The sequence below is a fragment of the Arenibacter antarcticus genome (assembly GCF_041320605.1).
Classification (GTDB): domain Bacteria; phylum Bacteroidota; class Bacteroidia; order Flavobacteriales; family Flavobacteriaceae; genus Arenibacter; species Arenibacter antarcticus.
Genome location: NZ_CP166679.1, coordinates 3,520,601 through 3,546,862, shown reverse-complemented (window position 1 = coordinate 3,546,862; position 26,262 = coordinate 3,520,601). Strand labels below are relative to the sequence as shown.

General features: G+C 38.1%; 16 protein-coding genes. 9 read left to right on the top strand and 7 right to left on the bottom strand.

The window, feature by feature from the left end:
• Together KCTC52924_RS14585 and KCTC52924_RS14580 are read right to left on the bottom strand one after the other, a co-directional pair.
• Nucleotides 1-3,396, bottom strand: coding sequence for a TonB-dependent receptor (locus tag KCTC52924_RS14585; RefSeq protein ID WP_251805493.1), 3,396 nt, complete (start codon nucleotides 3,394-3,396; stop codon nucleotides 1-3).
• Nucleotides 3,397-3,541: 145 nt separating this feature from the next.
• Nucleotides 3,542-4,690 (bottom strand): FecR family protein, encoded by a 1,149-nt coding sequence (locus KCTC52924_RS14580; protein ID WP_251805491.1) that lies wholly within the window; start codon nucleotides 4,688-4,690, stop codon nucleotides 3,542-3,544.
• 118 nt (nucleotides 4,691-4,808) lie between these two features.
• Here KCTC52924_RS14580 and KCTC52924_RS14575 point away from each other — a divergent pair, with 118 nt between their 5' ends.
• On the top strand, nucleotides 4,809-5,399 hold the full coding sequence (locus KCTC52924_RS14575) for an RNA polymerase sigma factor (protein WP_251805489.1): 591 nt from the start codon (nucleotides 4,809-4,811) through the stop codon (nucleotides 5,397-5,399).
• Nucleotides 5,400-5,458: 59 nt separating this feature from the next.
• Here KCTC52924_RS14575 and KCTC52924_RS14570 read toward each other — a convergent pair whose 3' ends face one another.
• The 3 genes from KCTC52924_RS14570 to KCTC52924_RS14560 all read right to left on the bottom strand — a co-directional run bounded on the left by KCTC52924_RS14570 (nucleotide 5,459) and on the right by KCTC52924_RS14560 (nucleotide 9,952).
• Nucleotides 5,459-6,343: a dienelactone hydrolase family protein gene (locus KCTC52924_RS14570; RefSeq protein WP_251805488.1), complete on the bottom strand. Its 885-nt coding sequence runs from the start codon at nucleotides 6,341-6,343 to the stop codon at nucleotides 5,459-5,461.
• Between the two features lie 76 nt (nucleotides 6,344-6,419).
• Entirely contained in the window at nucleotides 6,420-6,935 is a 516-nt protein-coding gene (locus KCTC52924_RS14565) for a YceI family protein (protein ID WP_370671548.1), read from the bottom strand.
• 632 nt (nucleotides 6,936-7,567) lie between these two features.
• On the bottom strand, nucleotides 7,568-9,952 hold the full coding sequence (locus KCTC52924_RS14560; protein WP_251805483.1) for an outer membrane beta-barrel family protein: 2,385 nt from the start codon (nucleotides 9,950-9,952) through the stop codon (nucleotides 7,568-7,570).
• Nucleotides 9,953-10,990: 1,038 nt separating this feature from the next.
• Between KCTC52924_RS14560 and KCTC52924_RS14555 the strand changes: the two genes are divergently transcribed.
• The 3 genes from KCTC52924_RS14555 to KCTC52924_RS14545 all read left to right on the top strand — a co-directional run bounded on the left by KCTC52924_RS14555 (nucleotide 10,991) and on the right by KCTC52924_RS14545 (nucleotide 13,649).
• On the top strand, nucleotides 10,991-11,770 hold the full coding sequence (locus KCTC52924_RS14555) for a HipA family kinase (protein ID WP_251805481.1): 780 nt from the start codon (nucleotides 10,991-10,993) through the stop codon (nucleotides 11,768-11,770).
• Entirely contained in the window at nucleotides 11,760-12,143 is a 384-nt protein-coding gene (locus tag KCTC52924_RS14550; protein WP_251805479.1) for a DUF3037 domain-containing protein, read from the top strand. The genes KCTC52924_RS14555 and KCTC52924_RS14550 overlap by 11 nt, the downstream gene beginning before the upstream one ends.
• Nucleotides 12,144-12,377: 234 nt before the next feature.
• Nucleotides 12,378-13,649, top strand: coding sequence for a mechanosensitive ion channel family protein (locus tag KCTC52924_RS14545; protein ID WP_251805477.1), 1,272 nt, complete (start codon nucleotides 12,378-12,380; stop codon nucleotides 13,647-13,649).
• A 2,627-nt stretch (nucleotides 13,650-16,276) separates the two neighbouring features.
• Here the strand turns inward: KCTC52924_RS14545 and KCTC52924_RS14540 are convergent.
• Both KCTC52924_RS14540 and KCTC52924_RS14535 read right to left on the bottom strand, forming a co-directional pair.
• Nucleotides 16,277-16,603, bottom strand: a complete 327-nt coding sequence (locus KCTC52924_RS14540; protein ID WP_251805475.1) for a helix-turn-helix domain-containing protein — start codon at nucleotides 16,601-16,603, stop codon at nucleotides 16,277-16,279.
• Between the two features lie 11 nt (nucleotides 16,604-16,614).
• Entirely contained in the window at nucleotides 16,615-16,947 is a 333-nt protein-coding gene (locus KCTC52924_RS14535) for a type II toxin-antitoxin system RelE/ParE family toxin (RefSeq protein ID WP_251805474.1), read from the bottom strand.
• A gap of 2,201 nt (nucleotides 16,948-19,148) precedes the next feature.
• On the opposite strand from KCTC52924_RS14535, the gene KCTC52924_RS14530 reads away from it, so the two are divergent.
• The 5 genes from KCTC52924_RS14530 (at nucleotide 19,149) to KCTC52924_RS14510 (ending at nucleotide 25,906) form a co-directional block, all read left to right on the top strand.
• Complete coding sequence (locus KCTC52924_RS14530) at nucleotides 19,149-20,303, top strand: MraY family glycosyltransferase (RefSeq protein ID WP_251806790.1); 1,155 nt, start codon at nucleotides 19,149-19,151, stop codon at nucleotides 20,301-20,303.
• A 5-nt stretch (nucleotides 20,304-20,308) separates the two neighbouring features.
• Nucleotides 20,309-20,770, top strand: coding sequence for a UpxY family transcription antiterminator (locus KCTC52924_RS14525; protein WP_251806789.1), 462 nt, complete (start codon nucleotides 20,309-20,311; stop codon nucleotides 20,768-20,770).
• Between the two features lie 1,162 nt (nucleotides 20,771-21,932).
• Complete coding sequence (gene wecB / locus KCTC52924_RS14520; RefSeq protein ID WP_251806788.1) at nucleotides 21,933-23,072, top strand: non-hydrolyzing UDP-N-acetylglucosamine 2-epimerase; 1,140 nt, start codon at nucleotides 21,933-21,935, stop codon at nucleotides 23,070-23,072.
• 65 nt (nucleotides 23,073-23,137) lie between these two features.
• Nucleotides 23,138-24,349: a UDP-N-acetyl-D-mannosamine dehydrogenase gene (gene wecC / locus KCTC52924_RS14515; protein WP_251806787.1), complete on the top strand. Its 1,212-nt coding sequence runs from the start codon at nucleotides 23,138-23,140 to the stop codon at nucleotides 24,347-24,349.
• Between the two features lie 147 nt (nucleotides 24,350-24,496).
• Nucleotides 24,497-25,906 (top strand): oligosaccharide flippase family protein, encoded by a 1,410-nt coding sequence (locus tag KCTC52924_RS14510; RefSeq protein WP_251806786.1) that lies wholly within the window; start codon nucleotides 24,497-24,499, stop codon nucleotides 25,904-25,906.
• Nucleotides 25,907-26,262: the final 356 nt, after the last annotated feature.

The window sequence follows — 26,262 nt, the reverse complement described above, 5'->3', positions numbered from 1 at the left end:
TTAAAATACGATGTTTAAACCTACACTAATGGTCTTTGTTTGTGGAAAGAACTGACTTCTACCTCTAGGGGTTTCTGGATCAAAAAGTTTTTGGGGCGTAAAGGTCACCAAGTTTTCTCCTGACACATAAAGTCGTAAATTGGAAAACACTTCCTGGTCTACAGTATAGCCCACTTGAAAGTTTTTTAGTCTAGCGTATTTGGTATCTATCAACCAAAAACTAGATTTTACAATATTCCAGTTACCTCCAGCTACCACTTTTGGCCATGTTCCATTAGGATTTTTAACTTCGTCAAAAGCATTATCTGCCATTTCCTTAGGTATAAAATTCTGATAAGCGGGTCCTTCCACTAAGGCACCATCTAGGGTATGATATTGCTCTAACACCCCCTGCCAAAACATGGAGAAGTCAAAGCCTTTATAGGAAGCATTAAATCGAAATCCAAATTCATATCTAGGATCCTCATTTCCAATAATTACCTGATCTCCTCCTGGAGCTAGGGATTGTGATATTACTCCATCGTTGTTTACATCCTTGTAAATGATACTACCAATTCCAGCATTAGAACTTAGTCTTGCAGGATACTTATCCAAATCTGCCTGGGAACGATACAGTCCAGGTGAATCTAACCCTCTAAGCGAGTTTATAGAGTACCCCTCTTGCCAAACTGTAAACCCGTCATTAAAGTAAGGTCCCGCTCCTTTTAGATCTTCAATCTTGTTGATTACATCAGAAAAATTAACGCCAACAGTGTAATTAAACCCATCGTTATCTTTAAATGGACTGTGATAGGTTAAACTTAGTTCATAGCCATTGTTGGAAACAGCTGCTGCATTTTGAACAGGAGCATCTACACCAACGGTGCTAGAAATAGGTAATTGCAACAGAATATCATCGGTGTACTTTCTAAAATATTCCCCTACAAATAACAATCTATTATTCATAAAAGAAGCATCAAGACCATAATTGGTAATGGTGGCGGTTTCCCAAGTAATATTGGGGTTTCCTGCCTGGGTAATAGCGGACCCAGAAACAACATTACCCCCAAATTGATACCCTCGATTAAGGTTGTAGGTATTTCTAAACTTATTGAGTCCAATATTCTGGTTCCCCAATTGCCCCCAAGAGGCCCTTAATTTAAGGTTGCTAAGGACCGATCCGTCTGAAAGGCTTTCCATAAAGGATTCATTAGATATATTCCAGCCTCCCGAGACAGAAGGGAAATAACCGTATCTATTACCGTCTCCAAATCTAGAGGACCCATCGATACGCAAATTAGCTTGAAGCAAATACCGATCGTCAAAGGAATAGTTTACTCGGCCAAAAAAGGAACGAAGTCTCCATTCTTCACGATATCCAGTTATACTCTGGTTATCCACTCCCCCAGCACTTAGATCCCGGAGGTCATTATTAAAGAAACCTTCTCTTTTTGCCGCCACATTTTTCAGTCTGTTGTGTATTTCCTCGTACCCAACAAGAGTACTAATTTCATGGGTGCCAAATGTTTTTTCGTAATCCAAGAATAACCGCTGACTCAATTCCTTTTCCGTAAGCGTCCTTTCGGTTAAACTATTAGTAGCAAACCATCCTGATACCGTAACTGGTTCACCAGTAAGATAATTTTTCATGCCTGCTAGGCTATTCATAAAGGTCGATGTTCCCTGGGAATTATTTTTGTAGGTAACATTTCCTTTTAGAGAAAGGTTGTCTGTGATGGTGTAATCAAATCCTCCCTGAGCCACCACATCGTTCGAACTCCTTTTTGTTTCCCCTTCATTGGCCATAGCAGCAGCATTCCACTGACCTGAAATAAGATCATAAGTGCCATCTGGATACTCCATCACTACATTCCTGTTCATGTGAAGAAGCGCCTGAACAATTTGTTGTCCCGCTATCCCATCAGCATTTATAGCATGTCCCGGTCCAGAAAAATCCCCGTTTCGGTACATAAGTCCTACCTTAAAGGTCAGCCTGTCATTGGCATACAAATCTGCATTGACTAGCACGCTAGTCCTTTTATTGTTGAAGTTTTTTATGATACCATCTGTATCACTATAATTTAAGGACGTAAAAATTTTCCCTATGTCCCCTCCACTCGATATGGAAAAGCCTTGTTGGTTCATAAGGGCACCTTTTCTAAAGATTCCCTCTTCCCAATTGGCCCATGGAAATTGTAGGGGATTTGTTCCCGCAACAACGTTTGAAATATACTCCTCAGAAAAGGTGGGAGAACCACCAGCATTTACCTGAGCATCATTTTCTAACCTCATCCACGCCTCATCACTAGGTTTTTCCGGAAAAAAACTAGGGTGCTGTACTCCTATCAATGTATTATAAGACATGATTGTCCCGGTAGAAGCTCCCCTCTTTGTAGTTACAAGGATAACACCGTTTGCCGCTCTAGATCCGTATATGGCAGCAGAAGCGGCATCTTTTAAGACCGAAATAGATTCGATATTCTGGGGTTCAACAGAACCAAGAGACTGCTCAATACCATCTACCAATACTAAAGGATTGGCGTTATTAAGGGTACCTACCCCCCTAATCCGTATTTTAACATCTTCTACTCCAGGTGCACCTCCGGAGTTAAATACAGTTAAACCTGGGACTTCCCCTTGCAAGGCATTCGCCGTATTCGTTACAGGGCGTTGGGTAAGTTGATCGGTGGGAATGGTACTTATGGCCCCGGTAACCTTCGCTCTGGTCTGGGTTCCATATCCCACTAAAATTACTTCATCCAATCCGGAAGCACTCTCTACCAATTTAACATTGATGCTAGTTTGCCCATTTACGGCAACCTCTTTGGTAGCAAAGCCAATGTATGAAATCACCAAAATGGCATTTTCACCACCAACTTCCAAGGTGTAATTCCCATCAAAATCGGCAGTAACCCCATTCGTGGTCCCTTTCTCTACAATGTTGGCGCCTGGCAAAGGCATATTACTTTCATCGGTAACCGTTCCAGAAACTGAAAATTGCAGTATATTTTTATTAGTTTTATTTATATTGACCGTGTTCTTGGGAACCGACTTTTTTATCGACTTACTCAGAATTATTTGCTTGTTCAATACCTCGAAATCCACATCGGTATTATCAAATAGTTCCGATAAAATGGTTGCAATTTTTACCTTATCTACCTTAATGGAGACTTTTCTACTTAGGTCTACATCCTTTCTGTTTAAGAGAAATTTAAATTCCGATAGGGCTTCTATCTCGCTTATAACCGTTTCCACACTTGCATTGGAAAGGTCTAAGGAGATTATTTTGTTCTGTGGGTACGTATTTGCCTGAATTTGAAATAACGAAACAATGGTCAGTAAAACCGTGAGCCGCATTTTCAGGCTTCGCTTAAAAGGGTAGCATAAAGCAGCCCTCAGTTTAAAGTGTTTTTTCATAATCTAGAAGTGTTAATTGGTTTTTATTCGGTAAAATTATTTTATGTTAAATCGAGAAAGGCATCCTTACTTTCCGATTTTAAATTTTAAAACAATCTGGTTATAAAGGGTTTATTTCATCTGGCTAGGTTTTAGGGTTACACAATTAATTTATAACTATTCTATTTTTCTCTATACTATACGCTAAGGCATAACTTTTACTGAACGAACTCAACACCTCGTCTATCGTCTCTATATCAAAAGTGGCATCGAACAACTGTTCGTCCAAAGAGTGGTCATTATTTACAATGGCCACGTTATAATGTCGCTCTAAGGCATGCCTAATTTTTTTAAAGGCCGTATTTCTAAAGACCAATCTACCTTGGGTCCATGCGGTATAGAGTCTGGTATCCACATTTTTTACCGACATTCCCCTTCCGCTTTTGTGCCATTCCGCTTTAGATCCAGGTTCCAGTCTAGTAAGGACCGTATCGGCAGTTGGATTTCCTTCAGTTTGAAGCGCTACGGACCCCTCTACCAAAACTGTATCTATATAATCATTCTCTGGGTAATGGGATACGTTGAATTTTGTTCCCAACACCTGTATTTCCATCTCATCGGCATGCACCACAAAGGGATGCTTCTTATCCTCGGAAACCTCAAAATAAGCCTCTCCAGTTAAAAAAACCGATCGCTCCATGCCAACCAAAAATGCTACCGGATACCTAATAGAGGTTCCGGAATTTAAAAACACCTGTGTCCCATCCGAGAGCACTAGATCAAATTGTTTTCCATAGGGAACATTTACGGTATTGTAAACCAACACTTCGGTTTTTGAGGTACCCGTGTATACCAATTTGGAGTTCTCCTGGGTCCCAATAACGTTTCCATCAGCATCCTTAACTATTTTATCCTCATTTACGCTAAGCGTTTCTACTTTTCCGTTGCCCAAGGTTATAGTAATATCCTCCTGCTTGGGTTGCAACAATTCGGAATCTGATTTAGCAAAAAACTGTACTTGTAAGGTGTAACTAAGCAATAAGACCAAAACTGTTACCGCAGCATATTTCATAAAGGTTCTAAGCATTTTGACCTTTTTATCCCTTTTAATCCTTCGTATCAGCGCCTTTTTAATCCTGTCCGTATCTGGTACGTTTAAAATTGTGTTTAATTTCAGATGAGATTGCACATAATCATCAAATAGTTCTTGGTTGCCTTCCAAAAGAATCCAGTCCGACAATTCATCTAGATCCGCTGCGGTAGCGTTCTTGGATAAATAATTTATAATTAACTGTTCTACCTCTGGTCGGACCATAGTTCGCCTATTTAGTATAAAGACAAATTCAAAAAAGAAAACCCTAACTTTATATCGATTTATTTTTTATATTCACAACAGATAACACCAACCTTTACGAATTAACCACATATTTGATATGAAAAATGACAAAAACAATTTTCTCACATATCGACTTAAGATTGGAGAGGAAACGGCGTTTGTTTCTTTGGTAGATCGCTATAGTAAACCATTGTTTGGGTATGCTCTTAGCCTCACACACAACCATGCACAGTCTCAGGATATTCTTCAAAATGTATTTTTAAAAACTTGGGAAAAGCGAAAGAAACTGGAAATACATTCCTCCCTCCAAAACTTTTTGTATAAATCCGTCTATAACGAATTTATCAACCAGTATAAGAGAAAAAAATCGAGTATGGTTTTGGAGCAAAAGTATTTTAATAGTTTGGAGAAAGCGGTCCTCCTCCAAGAGGATCACGACTTCGAAAATGACAGCATCAATAAGAAAATTTCTATGGAAATACAGCGATTGCCTCCCAAATGTCAACAGGTTTTTATCCTAAGCAAAAAAGAAGGTCTTACCAATATTGAAATTTCAGAATACCTCAACGTGTCCTTAAAAACGGTGGAGGCACAAATCACCAAAGGATTTAACATCCTAAGGGGAAAAGTAAACGTTAAATACGAAATGGTCTTTACGATGATTTTTGGAAAACAACACAAAAAATAGGCAAGAATATGCACCCCAATAAAATTCATGGGGAAGCTATTGCTATTTCCCAATCTCCCCTACTTTAACTTTTCACGGAAAAATGCTAAGGTCCGCTCCCATGCCAATTCAGCGGCATCCCTGTCATACCGAGGGGTGGTATCATTATGAAATCCGTGGTTCACCTCGGGATACACATAAGCGGTGTATTCTTTATCATACTTCTTTAGGACTGCCTCATAGGCCGGCCATCCTGCGTTTACCCTTGTATCCAGTTCCGCAAACTGAAGCAGAAGTGGTGCTTTTATATCCGCTATATCCTCGGTAGGTTGCCCCCCATAAAAGGGAACGGCAGCGGAAAGATCTGGAAGTTTTACGGCCATCATATTAGAAATCCATCCTCCAAAACAAAAACCTACTACCCCTACTTTTCCGGTACCCTCAGGGTGCGTTTTGAGGTATTTAAAAGCAGCGATAAAATCTTGCAGCATCTCATCGCGATTCCGTTTTTGCTGTAGCTCCCTCCCGTCATCATCATTGCCGGGGTATCCTCCCAATGGACTCAGAGCATCTGGAGCTAGGGAGATAAATCCGGCAAGGGCCGCCCTTCGTGCTACGTCCTCAATATAAGGATTAAGACCACGGTTTTCATGCACCACCACAATACCTGGTAATTTCCCCTTAGCCTCTGCAGGTCTGGATAGCAATGCCTTAATCTCCCCTCCTCCCTCTGGGGAACTATAGGTGATATAATCCGAGATTATCCTAGTGTCATCTTGCCTAATCTGAATTTTCTTCACATAATCGGGCGAAATAAAACTCAGTAAAGACCCAACGGTGAGTCCCCCTACCGCATAGGTGGACAATTTGTCGAGAAACAACCTTCTATTCACCCTGTTGTGGGCATAATCGTCATAAAGATCAAACACTTCCTGCTTGATATCTTCCTTTGCTATTTTTTTCATTTTTCCAAAGTTTAGGTATGGGATTGCTTTACTATCCAAGTTAAAATATACTGTTAATACCTCCTAACGCCAAAATTCATTGTTGTTCCATTTCCAGATTAATGCTTATATCCACCTCATCTCCTATTGTAAACGATTTTGATCCAATTCCGAAATCCCTCCGAACTAAGGTACCCGTTAATTTCAATCTAGCTGTTAGCTTTTCACTCTTTGCATCGGTAATGATTCCGTTTAAACGGCCTTCCAAGATTACTGATTTGGTGGTACCATGCATAGTGAGGTCTCCCCTCAACTTAAACGTCTTTTTACCTGTCTTTTCAAAGGAAATCGATTTAAAGGTAATGCTAGGATAGATTTCCACATGAAAAAAGTCGTCGCTTCGTAAATGGGCATCCCTTTTTTCATTGTTTGTATCTATGCTCCTCGGTTTAATTTCAACCACAAACTCAGGCTCACTAAATTCCTCATTGGCCACCGCCTGAACATCAAATTCGCTAAAATGCCCACTGACTTCGGATATCATTAAGTGAGCAATATTAAAACGAATCCTGGAATGCGCAAGATCTGCCTTCCAGTTGGACTGTGCAGTAATTGCCGTACTGCAGATAAATGGTCATGACTAATTGTTGTTTTATGAAACAAAATGCAAGTTATGTGTAAAATACAAATTTTCATCTCAAATACCTTTAACAGTGTTTTTCATTTAATTGTTCTTTCATTTTCTTTGCTTGTCCAAAGAAAACGAAACAAAAGAAAGGACACCTTCTCCTATGAATTTTTTAGATCAAATCTAAAAATCGGCTTCAAAACTCCGCGCTTTTTTAAAAAACAAAAAGCTGGATCTCGGAGCTTTTGAAACCTATTCTACGGATCAGGAAAGACAGGCGAGTAGCTTTCAATACAGGTTTTCGGCCTACTTTTTCTTTTAGTAGTAAATCAAGGAGTTTCAACGTTGGCCGAAGGAAGGCGTCCAAAAAGCATTTCACCTTAGTGAAAGCGGCCTGGGCGCTGTGGCAGTGGAAAGTCCGTAGATTTCAATAAAGGAGAAAGCAGCCTAGATTTTTTTGAATACTTTTTTATTCATATGCTTATCTATTGTTTTTTAATGGAATTCATGAATGCTAAGCATTTCATCAATGGAAAAAAGTATTGAAACTCGTGAAAACAAGAAAGATCTTTCAATTGCAACTAGAATTTCCTCAATTATATTTCCCTGTGGCCCTGCTAAAGTCTTCTTCGTTGTCCTGAATATTCCATGGCCTCTCCTTTTCCAAAACCATAACTAAATCCGAAGGCCACAAATCGGCCTCTTTGCCGCGTATTGTATATTTCAAATTCTGCTTGGGCAATCTGACTCTCATCTATCCTAGAAGCGAATACGTCTCTAATGCTTAGATTAAGGACTGCCTTGCCTTTAAGTAGGCTTTTTCTAAGCCCTAGATCCATATACAGATTGTCATTTATAGTACTCTGGACCGTTTGGTAGCTAGATTGATAATTTCCCGTCATTTCCAGGTCGATATCTAGAGGCAGTTTAAATTTTGTCATTAATTTGGCGGACCACTGATCGCCGTTAAAATCGAATACGGTAGTATCAAAAATTCCTTCCCGCTTAAATTGACTGTAATTAAAATCCCCAGTTAAAGTTAACCATTTTACGGGATTGTACTTCGTATTAAATTCGATCCCATTGGCTCGATTGGTTCCTATGTTTTCTGGCCTATAAGTACTTACATTATTTTCGAAGGTGGACACCCGCTCTATAACATCGGTGGTATATCGTCTGTAGACTCCAAGATTTAAAGAGGTCTTGCCCAAAATATAAATGCTGGTAATTTCATAGGAATCCGTGAATTCCGGTAAGAGATCCGGATTCCCTTGACGGATACTGAAATTGTTACGAATATTAAAAAAGGGATTTAAATCCCATAACCTAGGCCTGTAGATGCGTTTGGAATAACCTGCTTGCAACGATATCCTATCACTAAACTTATAGGAAGAATGTACACTGGGGAAAAAGTTGGTGTACTTTTGATCATTGGCTTCCCCTGAAGTGGCCAACAAAGTACCTAGATCGGTCTGCTCTAAGCGAAGTCCTGCTTTAATACCCCACTTTTCACCCTCATAGGAGCCAGTACCATAGAGTCCCAATACCTTTTGGTTATATTCAAAAATATTGGTCAGATCAGGATCGTTTTCATACGAACCATTTATAAGATTATTAACCTCATAGTCGTTGCTCACATCGTTTAAAACATATTGCGCCCCGGTTTCCAAGGTCCATTGCTCGGTAAAGGGATTGGTATAGTCCAACTTATACGTAAAAACAGCTTCTTTAAAATCGGTCCGAGTCTGTTGGGTGGCATCGTTATCCGCTCCGGAAATTGTGGTGTTTATAAATTCCGAGGATTGGTCCTTTCCAAAAAAATTCCCCAAGGCACTAAACAGCAGGGTGTGATCCTCATTACCTTTAAAATCTTTTTTATACTGAAATTCATATTGCAATTTGGGGTTTTTGGCCTCGGTAACTTCGTTCCTTTCCCATTCGGCACTCGTCTCTCCGTTGGGGCCGATGGCTGCAAATGCCGTGGAGGAAGGTTGCTCCTCAATTTCCATGGCAAAATTTCCCGAAAGTGTCAGTACGTTGGTTTCGTTGATATGATAATCCGTACCCAAAACAATATTGTAATAAGTTTCATTGCGGTATTCGGTGCCCTTGCTGAGAATTGTCTGATTATTGACTAGATCTACATTTCTGGTCTCAATATCATTGGGCAGTTCACGAATTCCTACCCCTAACTGACTGAAGAGGTTGAATTTTTCCGTACGTCTGTTTAGGCTTACCCCTACGCTATGCGTATTTGGAGCACCAGTATTTACGGATATGGAACCGTTTAGCCCCTTCCGCTCCTCCTTTTTAATGACAATATTGATAATTCCCGAAGTACCTTCCGCATCGTACTTTGCAGAGGGATTGGTAATCACTTCTATTCTATCGATCATATCTGCGGTAATGGTCCCCAAGACATTACCCTGTTCACTAGCTATAATGGACGGTTTTCCATTGATAAGTATTTGTACCCCCTGACTCCCGCGTAAACTTATCTGCCCTTCTATATTTACGTTTACTGAGGGGACATTGTTTAGTACTTCTAAGGCACTAGCTCCAGTAGTACTCAGATCTTTCCCCACATTAAAGACCCGCTTGTCCAATTTAAATTCGGTTCTGGAGACCTCCCCTTGCACCACCACTTCTTGCAGCTGTTCCGCATTTTCTGAGAGGGCGATGGTTCCTAAATCTATGGTTTTCGTTAGTCCAGGAGGCTTTCCAAAGACCTTGTTCTGAAAACCCAGGAAACTTATTTCTATGTAAAAATTGTTGGCATCGGTCTTTAGTTCAAAACTACCATCGTCTAATGTGGTAGTTCCTGAAATCGGTTTTTTACTCTTCACATCCGCTACCATCACCGTGGCAAAGGCAATAGGATTCCCTCCGGTCTCCTCCACCACCTTTCCGATAATAGTTATGGTATTTCCTTGGGCATTGGAAACGGTGGAGTGCAGTAGTATAAGGAGAAAAGCTACCAATGGTATGGTGTAATATTTCATGATCTAATTTTAACTGGGCATAATATATTACTAAGTTGCTAATTATCAGTAATTACAGCTTATAATTTTACGTTAAAGCCCTAAAGTTTATTGCCAATTATTTAGGCGATCAACATTGTCCGTCCCCTCACAGATATTCCTTCCTATTAAATTTACTCTTACTGATAAAAACCAATACATGAAAAAACACAACCCATAATTATCATCCCTCAATTTAATACTAAAGCAGAAAATAAGCCAAAACCAATGCTATAAGTTTCTCGTTAGGCTTCTTCACCTTAGTAAATGTTATCAAGGGCTAAAGCTCCTTGGCACTTCAAAAAAGTCTTTACTACTCCTGCAGCATCTAGACTAAATAGAGAATTTTTCCTTTAAAAAAAAGATTATTTAATGGCAGGATTAAAATTCAGTTTTACTATTCAAAAGCCGGCGCAGCCAAATTCCTTAAACGCGAAGGACCGCGATGAAAATGCAATTTATGTGTAAATACAAATTTTACATTTCAAATACATTTAACAGTGTTTTCATTTGATTGTTCTTTCATTTTACTCAAGGTGATTTTTATTTTTTTTATCGGTTTTCGTGAATCTCCGATTTCTTTGCTTGTCCGATGAAACCGACGAAGGAGGTTCATGAATACCATTGAAAATCAAATATAAATGCATGAACTAAATGAAAGAACATCCAAAGCAAAGTAGGAAGCCTTCAGTATAGTTAGTTAACTTCTATGTATAACTACTATACAATATTTTCGATATAACGACTAAACACCATTCCCGGACCACCTAAAACACAAGAATTCGGCTAAAGCCATAAATCACGGACCAATTTTAACCAAGGGCTAAAGCACCGTGGCAATTCAAAAAAGTCTTTACCTCGCCTGCAGTATCCGCACTAAAGAGTGAATTTTTCCTTTAAAAAAGATTAGTTATTAGTAGCATCATGGCTATAAACTATAACCGTAATCCTAGCAGCTTGCTAGCACAGTAGCTGCACAAATTAGATTTTAGATCGTTTACTTTTTCTATCTTAGCCGTCATGAATAAAATTGATATTAGAACAGTAGATGTTGTTCAATATATAAAGCCTTTGCGAGAAGGAGGTTCCCTACCAGCTATTGTTAAAGCTGATGACGACTTTCTTTACGTCTTAAAATTTAGGGGAGCCGGACAAGGGAAAAAGGCACTGATTTCAGAACTAATTGGTGGAGAATTTGCCCGAGCTATTGGGCTAAAAGTTCCGGAATTGGTGTTTATGAATCTAGAGGACACCTTTAGTAAGACCGAACCCGACGAAGAAATTCAGGATTTACTTAAATTTAGTGTAGGCCTTAACCTAGGGTTGCATTTTTTATCCAGTGCAATTACCTATGATCCCTTGATTTCAAAAGTAGATTCCATGACGGCCTCTAAAGTAGTCCTCTTAGATAGTATTATTAGCAATATTGACCGTACAGCTAAAAACACCAATTTATTACATTGGAATAAGGAATTGTGGGTTATAGATAACGGAGCTAGTTTTTATTTTCATCATAACTGGGAAACTTGGAGAAATCACCTTTCTAGGACTTTCCCGCTTGTAAAAGACCATGTGCTGTTAGAGAAAGCCAATAATTTGGCGGAGGCTGCTCAGGAGATTACGTTAAAACTGGACCAAAACAAACTGGCCGAGGTAATCGCTTTAATCCCAGAGGAATGGTTAATTAACGAGTCGGACTCCATGTCCCCTAATGAAATGAGAGCTGCATATATGGAATATATGAATGCGAAACTTGCAATGATCCATTCATTGGTAAAAGAAGCTGAAGATGCAAGATAGAGTTAAATATGAGTATGCCATTATTAGAGTTGTGCCAAAAGTAGAACGTGGGGAATTCTTTAATGTTGGGGTGATTCTTTTTTCGAAGTCGAGAAAGTTTTTGGGTGTAAAATATCTAATCGATCAAAAAAAATTGGAAGCCTTTTCCTCTGAATTGGATTTGAATGATCTAAATGATTATTTAGGGGCTTGGAAATTAGTTTGTGACGGTGCACCTTCCTCTGGGGTTATTGGGAAAATGGAATTAACGGATAGATTCCGTTGGTTGGCGGCTTCCAGAAGTACTATGATACAGACCTCTCAAACACATACCGGCCTTTGCCACGATCCTGAGAAAGAATTGGAGGCTATTTTTAAAAATCATGTGCTGTAAAGAAGCATTTAAGAAGGAAGCTGCAAGGCAATAAAAAATAAATAGGATTCTTCAACCGCAATCCGTCCCATTTATTATGGGGCAAAATTTCCCCTGTTAAAAAATAAAGCTTCCCTAAATTTAAGCCATTGCTCCCCTCGCTTCCTATCTTATTGTAAAGCAAGGGCATAAATATTTCACTTTATCTCTTTCAAACCCTATTTTTGCAGAGAATAGTATAAATCAATTTATAAAATGGGCGAAAGCTTAAAGAATTTAGTTACCGATTATCTTTTAAAAACAGGAATGAGCGAAGCGACAGCCGCATACTTCAATCTTTTCCTCCTCCTTTCCGCACTCCTTGTTATTGTGGCTATCCTGGATATCGTCATCTGGAAAGTTCTAAGGATATTTTCGGTCCGACTCGCAAGACGATCAAAGACCAATTTCGATAATTATCTGGTAGCGCATAAAGTGCCACGTTACCTCGCCCGCATCCTTCCCCTAATGTTATTGTTGCGATTTGTACCCTTAATTTTTTCGGAATTCCCAACCTGGCAAGGACTAATGGAAAAATTTCTACAGATATGCGTGGTAGTACTCACCCTAGTTATTGTAAAAAGCATCTTAAAAAGCACCAATGACCATTTAAAATCTACCACTAGGTATAGGGATAAGCCCATAGACAGTTACATCCAGGTGTTTGTAATCTTTGTATGGCTCATGGGGCTGCTCACCATATTTGCTATTATAACCGACACTACGGTCTGGAAATTTTTCACCGCCTTGGGGGCCGCCTCCGCAGTAATCCTTTTAATATTCAAGGATTCCATTATGGGGTTTGTCGCCAGCATACAGGTCAGTATAAACGATATGGTCCGTATTGGCGATTGGATCACCTTTCAAAAATATGGTGCCGATGGGGATGTGATCGAAATTACCCTGGCTACCGTTAAGGTGCAGAATTTTGACATGACCATCACCACCATCCCAACCTATGCCCTAATATCAGATTCCTTTAAGAACTGGAGGGGAATGGAAACCTCTGGCGGTAGACGTATAAAAAGATCTATAGCCATTTGTCAAAAAAGCATTCGCTTCCTTAAAGAAGAAGATGTGGAGAAGCTGCGAAAAATTCAACTGATCACACCTTATTTAGAGACGCGAGAAAAACAGATTGAGGAGTTCAATAAGAAACATCAATTTAACCGGGAGATTCCAATCAACGGTCGCAACATGACCAATTTTGGGGTGTTTAGGGAATATACAACCCAGTATTTAAAGAACCATCCGGGCGTCAATCAAAAAATGACGCTTATGGTGCGGCAATTGAGTCCCACCCCTCAGGGCATCCCCTTGGAGATTTATGCCTTTAGTGCCGACAAAAGATGGGTGAATTACGAAAATGTGATGTCCGACATATTCGACCATCTCCTGGCCGCCATTCCGTATTTCGATTTAAAGATTTTTGAATACCCCACCACCTATAGCGGCATCCCCCATGTGGAACAGGTGGAGGTTGAATAGTATTAAGTACAGAGTAGTTAGTATTAAGTACAAAGTATTGAGAAGTGAGTAGTGAGATGGGTTCAGTAGTTTCAATAAAGAGATTGCTGCTTTAGGCTATAATACCAGTTAATTTTAATCCAGTTAGGTCCTTGAACTTTGAACAATAAATTTTTGCCTAATGGTATAGTCTACTAAGCATTACTGCTATTTTGGGCGTTCCCCTATCGGGTCGCTCTTTCCGCTATAACTTTTTTGGTTGTAGCGCTTTCTTAAACAATATGATTGGTTTTTGGGCATTATCACAATACCTACAAGGTTTGCTAAACCTTGCAGGATTAGTAAATACACGTCCATAAGGTCAAAAAAGGTTGCCGCTGCAATAGCTAACGCGTTTTCAATTAGTATTAAAATTAGTATTGAGTACAAAGTATTGAGATTTTTGTTCGGCGCTCTTGGCAGTAGGCACTTCGCTATGAACAATAGGATCAAGCTTAAAAGTTGTGTGTAGTTAAAATTATCAGGTAAGCACAATAACAATAATCTACCTTTTAACACGCCTTTCAATACTTTTTTCCATCGATGAAATGCTTAGCATTCATGAATTCCATTAAAAAACAATAGATAAGCATATGAATAAAAAAGTATTCAAAAAAATCTAGGCTTATTTCTCCTTTCTTGAAGTCTACGGGCTTTCCACAGCCGCAGCGCCCAGGCCGCTTTCACAAAGGTGAAGATGCAATTTATGTGTAAATACAAATTTTACATTTCAAATACATTTAACAGTGTTTTCATTTGATTGTTCTTTCATTTGATTGTTCTTTCATTTGATTGTTCTTTCATTTTCTTTGCTTGTCCGATGAAACCGACGTAGGAGGTTCATGAATACCTGATTATAAAATAACAAGCAATGAATAAAACGAACAGGGCCTTTAAAGCGAAGGTACGGTGTACCTTTGTTTTAAGGAGCCGGCCGTAGCGAAGGCCAACGCACCAACTGGCCCCTTCATGTAAATGCAAATCGTTGCATTCACATTACGGTCCTCTACGGATTAGGAAAGACAGGCGAGTAGCTTTCAATACAGGTTTTCGGCCTACTTTTTCTTTTAGTAGTAAATCAAGGAGTTTCAACGTTGGCCGGAGGAAGGTTTACCTACCGGAAGAAGGCGTAGTCGAAGTCACATTGCAATGAAAAATAGTATTAAGTAGTGAGTATTGAGTAGTTAGATTTGTTCGGTACTAGCCTGAAACGAATTAACTCTGAAACCTTATGAAATGGTAATAAAATGAGGCATTGGTAAGTCTCCAGTACAAAGTAGTTAGTATTGAGTCCCTCCCTCGGGCAGCCCCGAGAACACGAACTTTTGCAAACATAAGTTTGGGTATCTTTATGGAAATCAGGGTTAATAAGGTGTATTTAGATCATTGAGATGGAAGTTTGCTTCTAATGGCCTCCACTTTTATGCTGAAAAAGTCCTTACCCCCTGCCCTAAAGGGTGGACTTTTTCTAGACATAGTTTATATGATGATGAATTTTCGCTCCCTTTAGAGTCAGGCAGGATTAAAATTCAGTTTTACTATACAAAAGCTGGCGCAGCCAAATTCCTTAAACGCGAAGGACCGAGATGTAAATGCAATTTATGTGTAAATACAAATTTTACATTTCAAATACATTTAACAGTGTTTTCATTTGATTGTTCTTTCATTTGATTGTTCTTTCATTTTCTTTGCTTGTCCAAAGAAAACGAAACAAAAGAAAAGACACCTCCTCCTATGAATTTTTTAGATCAAATCTAAAAATCGGCTTCAAAACTCCGCGCTTTTTAAAAAAATAAAAAGCTGGATCTCGGAGCTTTTGAAACCTATTCTACGGATTAGGAAAGACAGGCGACTAGCTTTCAATACAGGTTATTGGCCTACTTTGGCAGTAGACACTTCCAAATAAACAATGTAATCCATAGTCAGCTCGATTGAACGATAATAAAGAGAACTCGCAGAAGTAGCTGAACGCCCAGTTCTGTATGGTGCTTTGTCCGTTCATAGCTTAGTTGAGAACGCATGTTGAAATGACTACTAGGTATAAAAGTCCTTACCCCCTGCCCTAAAGGGTGGACTTTTTGCTAACATACGAGGGTCGGGGTGAACGAAAATTCAGTTTTACAAGACAAAAGCCGGCGCAGCCAAATTCCTTAAACGCGAAGGACCGAGATGAAAATGCAATTTATGTGTAAATACAAATTTTACATTTCAAATACATTTAACAGTGTTTTCATTTGATTGTTCTTTCATTTTACTCAAGGTGATTTTTATTGTTTTTTATCGGTTTTCGTGAATCTCCGATTTCTTTGCTTGTCCAATGAAACCGACAAAGGAGGTTCATGAATACCATTGAAAATCAAATATAAATGCATGAACTAAATGAACAAACATCCAAAGCAAAGTAGGAAGCCTTCAGTATAGTTAGTTAACTTCTATGTATAACTACTATATCAGCCAATTTAGCGCTGCGTTATCACGAATTCCTTATTTAAAATTGAAATCACATGAGTAAATCAAAAGATTTGGCGGGATTCACAAACACGCACAAGCCAATGGATTTAATACTTGACACCCAAGTTTGTTATAGCAATTGTTATCTTTAATGCTTTCTACATCACATTGAAATCTGTATCGTTCATGTGTACGCTGAACTTAATATTTGCCTTTAATGCGTTGAAAACTTTTAAAATCGTTTCAATAGTTACGTTCTTGGCACTTCGTTCTAATTTGGATATTTGGGATTTTTGAACTCCGATCAGTTCCCCAAGTTGCTCTTGGGTCAATTTCCGTTCTTTTCGGACCGACTTAATCATTTCTCCGAGAACTTCCATGCTCAGATCGAACTCGTACTTGTCTCGTTCCGGTGTTCCAACTTTTCCGATGTCCTTATCCTTCATTTGGTCAAGGGTCATCATTTTTATCTTTTTCTTTTCCATGACCTTGTTTTTTATTGCTTGAAATACTCCGTTCGAATTTGTTTCGCTTTCTCGATTTCCGACTTAGGGACTTTGTCTGTTTTCTTGACCATTCCGTGGGTGGAAATAACTAACGTTTCGGTTTTCCCTGTCCTGTCCCAAAATGCGAAAAGTCGGTATTGTAGTCCACCGTATTTTGTTCTGAACTCCCAAATATCTTCCGTTAGTTTTTTGAACAGTTTCGGGTTTAGTCCAAGTTTTGCCTTGTCGAGATTGTAATAAATTTTTGCTTTGACTTTCTTGTCGACCGTTGCCATAAAATCAATGGCCTGCTCGAGAAAAATGACTTCGAACCTTTTTTCCATTTCGCCTATTTGTCCGTTTTCAATACCAATATAAGAAATAAAGTTGAATTATATGGAAACTTTTTAATTTTGGATCGCATTAAAGTTAACTGCTATGTATAACTACTATACCATATTCTCGGGATTAAAATTCAGTTTTACCAAACAAGAGCCGGCGCAGCCAAATTCCTTAAACGCAAAGGACCGAGATGAAGATGCAATTTATGTGTAAATACAAATTTTACATTTCAAATACATTTAACAGTATTTTCATTTGATTGTTCTTTCATTTGATTGTTCTTTCATTTTCTTTGCTTGTCCAAAGAAAACGAAACAAAAGAAAAGACACCTCCTCCTATGAATTTTTTAGATCAAATCTAAAAATCGGCTTCAAAACTCCGCGCTTTTTTGAAAAACAAAAAGCTGGATCTCGGAGCTTTTGAAACCTATTCTACGGATTAGGAAAGACAGGCGAGTAGCTTTCAATACAGGTTTTCGGCCTACTTTTTCTTTTAGTAGTAAATCAAGGAGTTTTCACATTAGGCGATGGAAGGTGTCCATAGAGCATTTCACCCTAGTGAAAGCGGCCTGGGCACCGCGGATGTGAAAAATGGATAGCATTTTAAAAGTTTATTGAACACCTAGCCCCACGCTACGACTGGCTCCTCAAATTCAAAGGTACACAGTACCTTCGTTTTTCGGCCCTGGTTCGTTTTTTGGGCGATGCAAAAAATGAACAAACATCCAAAGCAAAGTATAAAGCCTGCATTATAGTGAATAAGATTTTTGTGAAGAAAATCCATTAATTCAACCGGGGGGATAGAACGTTATACCAGCAATCCACCTCCAAGAAGTTAGCTACTAAAAAATGAATCTTCCGACTTTTGTTCCTGAAAAGACGAACAAAATCCACCTTCCCCTCGCAAGGGAAGGAGCTGACGTAGTTTCTCACCACTAAACATTGAAAAATCAGGAAAGGCAATAAGCCGGCGCAGCCAAATTCCTTAGCCGAGAGGACCGATCGGAAAATGCAATGATTTGCATTTGTAGCGAGGGGCCAGTTGGCGTGTTGGCCTTCGCTGCAATAGGCTCTGTAAATCAAATATGAATGCATGAACTAAATGAAAGAACATCCAAAGCAAGGTAGGAAGCCTTCAGTATAGTTAGTTAACTTCTATGTATAACTACTATACGATATTCTCGGGATTAAAATTCAGTTTTACCATATAAAAGCCGGCGCAGCCAAATTCCTTAAACGCGAAATAGTGTACGAAAGCTCCGAAATCAGGAGTCCCTGAAAAGGGACGACGCGGAGTTTCGAACACGGTTTTTCGACCTTGGTGTCGAAAAAATTTATTGTTTAAGGCGCCTTTTTCTTTGTTTCGTTTCTTTTGGGCGAGCAAAAGAAATGAAAAGCAGATAGGTTAGAAAAATCGGTTTAATGCGCTTATGAACCAAGTGCAAAACAAACAACCTGATGAATACCCAATAGAAATGTTTATATTAAAAAAAGAGAAAATAAAATTAGAAATGAAATATCGCTAATAATTGGTAATTAAGGTTTTGGGATGGATTCAGTAGTTTCAATATACGATTAGCCATTAACAATGTGGCTCAGTCTTCAGTAGCCAATTATCGGTAAATAGTAATAAGTACAAAGTATTAAGTATTGAAATTGCTCTGTGCTCTTGGCAATAGACCCTTCCAAATAAACAATGTAATCCATAGTCAGCTCGAATTAACGATAGTGAAGAGAACTCGCAGAAGTAGCTGAACGCACCGTCCTGTATGGTGCTTTGTCCGTTCATAGCTCAGTCGAGAACGCATGTTGAAATGATTAGGTAAAAAGCACTACCCCACCCCTAAAGGGGAGATTTTTTTTTAGGGATAGTTCATTTAATAAGAATTTTCGCTACCTTAAGATCGTGAAAAATGAAAATTCAATTAAATTTCACCTATTTTAATAGCAATCATAACAGTTTACAAATTAACACATTAAAAAATTGCTACTATAAAATTAACATTACTTTAAATATCACAATAATTACAAGTAACTAATTTCTTATTAATTATTATTTCTATCTTTGCGGCTTAAATACTTAACTAAACTAAAAATTTATTGATGTTTTCATTTTTGCTCAGTCCACCCCCTTACGCTGAGTTGAGATGATCGTTTATAATTGACACTTAGAGAAGTTGTTCTTTTTAAATTAATAGTGACTATGGTGCTCATTGAATATATTTCCAACCTACTCTCCAACAAATATATTTTGGCATTTATTGCCGTGATTATTCCAATATTAGTATCCATTAGGACCTACCCTGTAATGATCCTTTTGGTTTCCAAAAAAAGACTGATGGACACCCCGGTGAGTCGAAGCATGCACTCTTCCAGAACCGCTACCATGGGCGGCATAATTGTTTTCATTGCTTTTTCCATAACCCTTATTATTGCGGCACTCCTCTTGGGGCTGCCAAAACTTCAATTAATGAATATCTTGGCCATCATTGGTGGCACCTTATTACTAATGTTTATTGGAGTTAAGGACGATCTGATAGGGATATCACCCAAAAAGAAAATAGGGATACAGATCTTTGCAGCCTGTATTATTGTGCTACTAACCGATTTAAGGATCACCCATGGTTATAATATATTTGGACTAGAAGAATTACCTTATTTGGTATCGGTTTTAATCACCATCTTCATCTTTATATTGGTCATCAATGCCTTTAACCTTATAGACGGATTAGATGGACTTGCAGGGACTATAGGTACGATAACAAGCCTTAGTTTTGGTTTTTTCTATTTTATAAACGATCAGACTACCATGATACTGGTTTCCTTCGCCTTGGTAGGATCCCTATTAGGATTTTTAAGGTTTAATTTATCCAGAAAACGCAAAATTTTTATGGGCGATTCCGGCTCTATGTTCGTCGGTTTTTTATTGGCTTACCAAGCCATTGCCTTTATAAATCAATACCCTCAAACCATAAGTGATCAAAATGTAAATCACGCTCCGATAATGGCAATCGCCATACTTTCTTTTCCCTTATTGGATACCCTTCGGGTCTTTATCATTCGTATTTACCAAAAACGGAGTCCCTTTAGTGCGGACCGAAACCACATACACCACCGATTATTGGACATGAAGTTCTCCCATAAACGAGCCAGTCTAATTCTTGGTTTACTAAATATAGTGGTCATTCTTTTCGCCTTATTGATTAGTGACTTATATATAAATTTACAATTCTACCTCTTAATTTTGGTTGTGCCGCTCATCTATGCCTCCCCTTGGTTATTCACCCGTAAGGAGGGTAAGATACGCTTGGCAGTACCACAGCATATAAGGGAAATAATGGCTAAGGCCGGTTTCTAGTTCCTATGCCCTGGTACGTACTCTTTACCAAGCCTCAAAACGAAAAGAAAGCCGCTTCCCGTCTTCAGGCCATGAACATAACTGCCTATTGTCCGTTACGCATGGAAGTACGACAATGGAGCGACCGTAAAAAGAAGGTCGAGGTCCCCCTATTGCCCTCCATGATCTTGGTACAGCTAGAAGAAAAAGAACGCAATATAGTCTTTCAGGCCCCTGGCGTGGTGCGTTATATGCATTGGCTAGGAAAACCCGCAGTAGTTACCGAAGAAGAAGTAACGGCATTAAAAGAAGTGCAAGCTGCCAAGAACAACCCCACTATTCAAGTAGAAACCATACAACCAGGAACAAAACTGGACCTTTCATCCATGGGTTTCAAAGCCCAAGAAGGCACCGTAAAATACGTCTCCGGCAATCAATGTTGGGTAGTGTTGGAAGGCCTAGGGTTTGTTATTAAAATGGAAATGTGAGAGATAGTATTAAGTAGTGAGTATTAAGTACAAAGTATTGAGATTTGTTCGGTACTAGCCTGAAACGAATTAACTCTGAAACCTTTTGATATGGTAATAAAATGAGGCATTGGTAAGTCTCCAGTACAAAGTAGTGAGTATTGAGATTGCTCTGCGCTCTTGGCAGTAGGCACTGCATAATAAACAATGTGATCTATAGTCAGTTCGATTGAACGATAGTGAAGAGAACTCACACAAGTAGCTGAACGCCCAGTTCTGTATGGTGCTTTGTCCGTTCGTAGCTCAGTCGAGAACGCATGTTGAAATGACTACTAGGTAAAAAAGTCCTTACCCCCTGCCCTAAAGGGTGGACTTTTTGCTAACATACGAGGGTCGGGGTGAACGAAAATTCAGTTTTACTATACAAAAGCCGGCGCAGCCATATACCCTTAAACGCAAAATAGTGTGCGAAAGCTCCGAAATCAGGAGTCCCTGAAAAGGGACGACGCGGAGTTTCGAACACGGTTTTTCGACCTTGGTGTCGAAAAAATTTATTGTTTAAGGTGTCTTTTCTTTTGGTTCGTTTTCTTTGGACAAGCAAAGAAAATGAACAAACACTCATTGCAAGGAGAAATTAATTCAGTATAGTTAGTTAGCTTCTATGTATAACTACTATACAATATTCTCGATATAACTACTAAACGACATTCTCGGGATTAAAATTCAGTTTTACAATACAAAAGCCGGCGCAGCCAAATGTCCTTAGCCGAGAGGACCGAAAATTATTTCCAAATCATCAAATCAACACATTTCTAAATCAACACATTGCTACATTTTCACATTAGCCAATCTTCAAATTAATACATTGCTACATTAATAAATTGTTACATTATCCCAATTTCCTCATCAAAGTCACAAATCCACTATAAAGAATTTTATTAATCGTATTAAAATACCTACTTTTGCGCGTCAAATTTTTAGAACTATCACCGCTTTTCCGTGACCCATTACTGGGACTCACAGCGGCGGAGCCGTGGAAAGATCTCAATAATTATGTAAATGATTATTCTGTTTCCCCGAAACGTATCCCCTATAATATACTATATAATAGCTATTTTAACAATTAACAACTCTTGTCCTAGATAATATATTTAGATCAGACACAAGAGCAAATCACAGTCGCATGAAAACAAAGATCCTTATCATTTTCGGAACCCGACCAGAAGCCATTAAAATGGCACCTCTTGCTAAGGAATTTCTAAAAAACACTGACCTTTTTGATACCAAAATCTGTGTGACCGCCCAACACCGGGAAATGCTGGATCAGGTACTTCAATTTTTCGACATTACCCCCGATTTTGACCTGGATCTAATGAAACCTGGACAAAATTTGTATGGCCTAACGGCAAGTATTATCACCAACTTACAGCCTGTCTTGGAAAATTTTTCACCAGATTATGTTTTTGTTCATGGAGATACCACTACCACCATGGCAGGTGGCATTGCGGCTTTTTACAGTGGCGCCAAGGTGTGTCATATAGAGGCTGGTTTGCGCACCCATAACAAGCGTTCTCCCTTCCCGGAAGAGATCAATCGGCAGGTAACTAGTCGTATCGCAGACTATCACTTTGCTCCTACCACTACTTCTAAAGAAAACCTTTTGGTAGAAAATATAGCTGAAGATAGCATTATTGTTACTGGAAATACCGTGATAGATGCTTTGTTGGAAAGCGTAGAAAAAGTAAATCAAGAGCCTAGCCCCTATATTCAAGAATTTTCAAAGACATTAGGTGATAAAGAGATGATACTGGTAACAGGTCACCGCCGTGAAAATCATGGGGATGGATTTATACGTATCTGCGAGGCTTTGAAGGCCATTGCCTTAGATAACTCGGACCGACTCATAGTTTATCCCGTACACCTTAACCCTAACGTACAAGAACCAGTTAAACGTATTTTAACGGAAGTCCCCAATGTCTTACTATTAGCCCCTTTAGCCTATGAGGATTTCATCTGGATGATGAACAGATCCAAATTAATTATCACCGATAGCGGCGGCGTACAAGAAGAAGCGCCTAGTTTGGGCAAGCCAGTTTTGGTAATGCGTGATACTACGGAAAGACCGGAGGCAGTAGATGCTGGAACGGTCATATTGGTAGGGACTGATACCGATTTAATCGTCTCAGAAGCTTTAGATTTATTGAATAACCCAGATCGATTTGATACAATGAGCCGCTTACACAACCCCTACGGAGATGGGAAAGCATGTAAACGTATTGTGGATTTTATTGGTTCTCTGGAAACCGTTGAAAAAATTTCATAGGCAAGCAATTGAAGCAAGAATCCTCCCTGTCAACTAATAAATATAGCAAAATAAAAATCAAAAATATGAATCCAAAAGTAGTAACTATCGGCCTTGGGTATATTGGCCTACCAACATCTGCATTAATTGCCAAGAACGGAATTCCCGTACTTGGTGTGGACATTAGCCAAAAAGTAGTAGATACTATCAATGCTGGAAAAATACATATTGTAGAACCAGAATTGGATACAGCTGTAGCTGAGGCAGTTAAAAAAGGTTATTTAAAAGCCACTACTACTGCAATGGAAGCGGACACCTATTTAATTGTGGTACCAACGCCTTTTAAAGGAAGGAACGAACCAGATATCTCCTTTGTAGAGGCAGCTACGAGAGGAATACTACCATTATTGAAGGAAGGAGATCTTTACATTATTGAATCAACTTCTCCAATCGGTACTACCGAAACGATGATGGCCTTGATTTATAGCGAACGTCCAGAATTGGAAGGCAGAATACATATTGCCTATTGTCCAGAAAGGGTATTACCTGGAAATGTAATGCACGAATTGGTACATAACGACCGAGTTATAGGTGGTGTAGACGAAAAATCTACTGATAAAGCCTTGGCTTTTTACGGACAGTTTGTTAAAGGTGAGTTACACGCTACCAATGCTAGGACGGCAGAAATGTGTAAATTGGTGGAGAATTCTTCCAGAGACGTTCAGATTGCGTTTGCCAACGAACTTTCCTTAATCTGTGATAAGGCCAATATTAATGTATGGGAACTTATTGCTTTGGCCAACAAACACCCTAGGGTAAATATCTTACAGCCTGGTTGCGGTGTAGGTGGTCATTGTATAGCGGTTGACCCCTATTTTATAGTAGCAGATTATCCTTTGGAATCCCAAATTATAGGGAAAGCTAGGGAAATTAACAACTACAAATCCTTTTGGTGTGCAGAGAAGGTGAAAAACGCCAAATTGGAATACCAGATAAAACATGGCAAAGCACCCTCGGTTGCTGTTATGGGACTGGCATTTAAACCTAATATTGACGACCTTCGGGAATCTCCCGCAAAGTATATCGCCCAAAAGATACTTCAGGATTCCAACAACGAACAACACTATATTGTTGAGCCCAATATTGATGACCATAACGTTTTTAAACTTACAGATTATAAAGTGGCAGCTGAAAAGGCTGACATTATTGTGTTTTTAGTAGCTCATGATGAATTTAAAGCATTGGAAATAGGAAGCAATAAAGTAGTATTAGATTTCTGCGGGATAAATAACTACTAATTAATGAAGTAGTACTTGGGTACAATAATTTTTAAAGAGGCTCTTATTTCTTGAAAATACATAATTCGAATCCATATACTTGAATCTTCGATTACACAAAAGATCTAAAAAACTGTTCTTAACGACGGTGTCTTAATCAGAATGAACATGCTTAAATCTGCATTTTGGAGTTTCTTTGACAGAGTCTTATTCCAACTAATTAATTTAATTATAGCTATTATAATAGCTAGATATTTAGGCCCTAAACAACTTGGTATTATTGCTATAATTACTGGTTATGTTTATTTCTTGAATATTTTCGTTGATGGCGGTATGACAATTTCTATTATTCGTAGTAAACATATTTCAGCAACGGAGATTTCTTCAATTTTTTATTTCAACTTCTTAGTTAGCATATTTTTTATCATATTAACATTCGCTATTTCTAATACAGTAGAAAAGTATTTTCAAGTTAAAGAACTCGCCTATTATTTAAACATTTCCTCACTAATTCTGTTATTTAATTCATTTGCCTTTGTTAGATATGCGAAATTAGAACAGAAAATGAAGTTCAAACTACTTAGTATTATAAATTTGATTACAATTATAATTTCTGGAACAATTTGTTTGGTAATGTTAAATACAGGTTTTGGAATTTTCGCTGTTGTTCTATTTGGGATTAACACTTCAATAATTAAAAATAGCTGTTATTTGATTCTTACTCCTAATTTTAAGCTTAAGAAATTCAACCTTCAAGCCCTCAAACTCCATTTACGATTTGGCAAGAACCTATTATTATCGAGCAGTATAGAAGCGATTTACAGTAATGGCTTTCCAATTTTAATTACCAAATTGTTCACTGGATATGATGCTGGAATTTTTTTTCAATCCAAGAAATTAATAGATGGGCCAACAAATTTAATTTCAGGAGCAAGCAGAAGGTTACTACTTCCTTCAGCTGCAAAATTTGACAATGATTTGGAAAAATCGAATCTACTACTAATGAACATTCTAAAGAGTGTTAATTTTGTTTTAGTTCTAATGTTGGCTCTTTTATTTATAAATGCAGAGTATATTATTTTAAAATTAATGGGTCCCGAATGGCATGATTCAATTATTATCTTAAGAATTTTGATTTTTGGAATGCTTTTTTACCCGTCATTCTTTTTGTGCGTAGATATCTTCAAAGTTCAAGGTGCTTCACATCTTTATTCACGAATAATAATTTTTAGTAGAATATTTTCAATAATATTAGTTCTATTGTCTTCATTTTTAGGTTTTTATTATTTAGTAGCATTTTTTTCGATCGCTCAATTACTTATTTACTTAATTGTGGTGTACAAACTTAAAATAGAATATTCTTTTTCAATGTTAAATATTTTTAAAACTATTTTTCCATTTATATTTATAATGGTTCCTACTTTATACCTATTAGATTTAATTGAAATCGAAGTAAAATATCCCCTAATTATATTAGGGTTGAAATCACTTTTATTTATAGTCGTTTATTTATGCTCTAGCATACGATTTATGAATTATAATCCCCTAAGAACTATTTACTTAAAAGTAAAAAAATAAGAACATTTTTAAATGTAACACTAACTTTTCCCACTTGTGGTTTAACACATGTTATAACCATAGAATGAAAATCTTGCCAAAAAGCAAGAATTTATATTGAAATAATATTTATAGTAAAGATATACTGAAAGAAAATCAGCGATTCTAAAAAGATGAACATTTGACAGGATTTACTATGGACTAGTATGATTAATTATCCATTAAAATCTGAAAATATTTAAAGATTCAAAAATTTAATTGTATTATAACAAAACTCTAAGGTTCTCGAATAATAGTTCTTTTGATTGAGTGAATAAAACTTAATTAAAATCGCTAACAAAATTGTTTCTTAGAAAAATATTAGCCTAGTATAATTA

Coding starts and splice junctions, on each gene's coding strand:
- KCTC52924_RS14525 (WP_251806789.1), top strand. CDS start 20,309: ATGCCCTGGTACGTACTCTTTACCAAGCCTCAAAACGAAAAGAAAGCC.
- KCTC52924_RS14530 (WP_251806790.1), top strand. CDS start 19,149: ATGGTGCTCATTGAATATATTTCCAACCTACTCTCCAACAAATATATT.
- KCTC52924_RS14510 (WP_251806786.1), top strand. CDS start 24,497: ATGCTTAAATCTGCATTTTGGAGTTTCTTTGACAGAGTCTTATTCCAA.
- KCTC52924_RS14560 (WP_251805483.1), bottom strand. CDS start 9,952: ATGAAATATTACACCATACCATTGGTAGCTTTTCTCCTTATACTACTG.
- KCTC52924_RS14555 (WP_251805481.1), top strand. CDS start 10,991: ATGAATAAAATTGATATTAGAACAGTAGATGTTGTTCAATATATAAAG.
- KCTC52924_RS14580 (WP_251805491.1), bottom strand. CDS start 4,690: ATGGTCCGACCAGAGGTAGAACAGTTAATTATAAATTATTTATCCAAG.
- wecB (WP_251806788.1), top strand. CDS start 21,933: ATGAAAACAAAGATCCTTATCATTTTCGGAACCCGACCAGAAGCCATT.
- KCTC52924_RS14585 (WP_251805493.1), bottom strand. CDS start 3,396: ATGAAAAAACACTTTAAACTGAGGGCTGCTTTATGCTACCCTTTTAAG.
- KCTC52924_RS14550 (WP_251805479.1), top strand. CDS start 11,760: ATGCAAGATAGAGTTAAATATGAGTATGCCATTATTAGAGTTGTGCCA.
- KCTC52924_RS14575 (WP_251805489.1), top strand. CDS start 4,809: ATGAAAAATGACAAAAACAATTTTCTCACATATCGACTTAAGATTGGA.
- KCTC52924_RS14570 (WP_251805488.1), bottom strand. CDS start 6,343: ATGAAAAAAATAGCAAAGGAAGATATCAAGCAGGAAGTGTTTGATCTT.
- KCTC52924_RS14545 (WP_251805477.1), top strand. CDS start 12,378: ATGGGCGAAAGCTTAAAGAATTTAGTTACCGATTATCTTTTAAAAACA.
- KCTC52924_RS14535 (WP_251805474.1), bottom strand. CDS start 16,947: ATGGAAAAAAGGTTCGAAGTCATTTTTCTCGAGCAGGCCATTGATTTT.
- KCTC52924_RS14540 (WP_251805475.1), bottom strand. CDS start 16,603: ATGGAAAAGAAAAAGATAAAAATGATGACCCTTGACCAAATGAAGGAT.
- wecC (WP_251806787.1), top strand. CDS start 23,138: ATGAATCCAAAAGTAGTAACTATCGGCCTTGGGTATATTGGCCTACCA.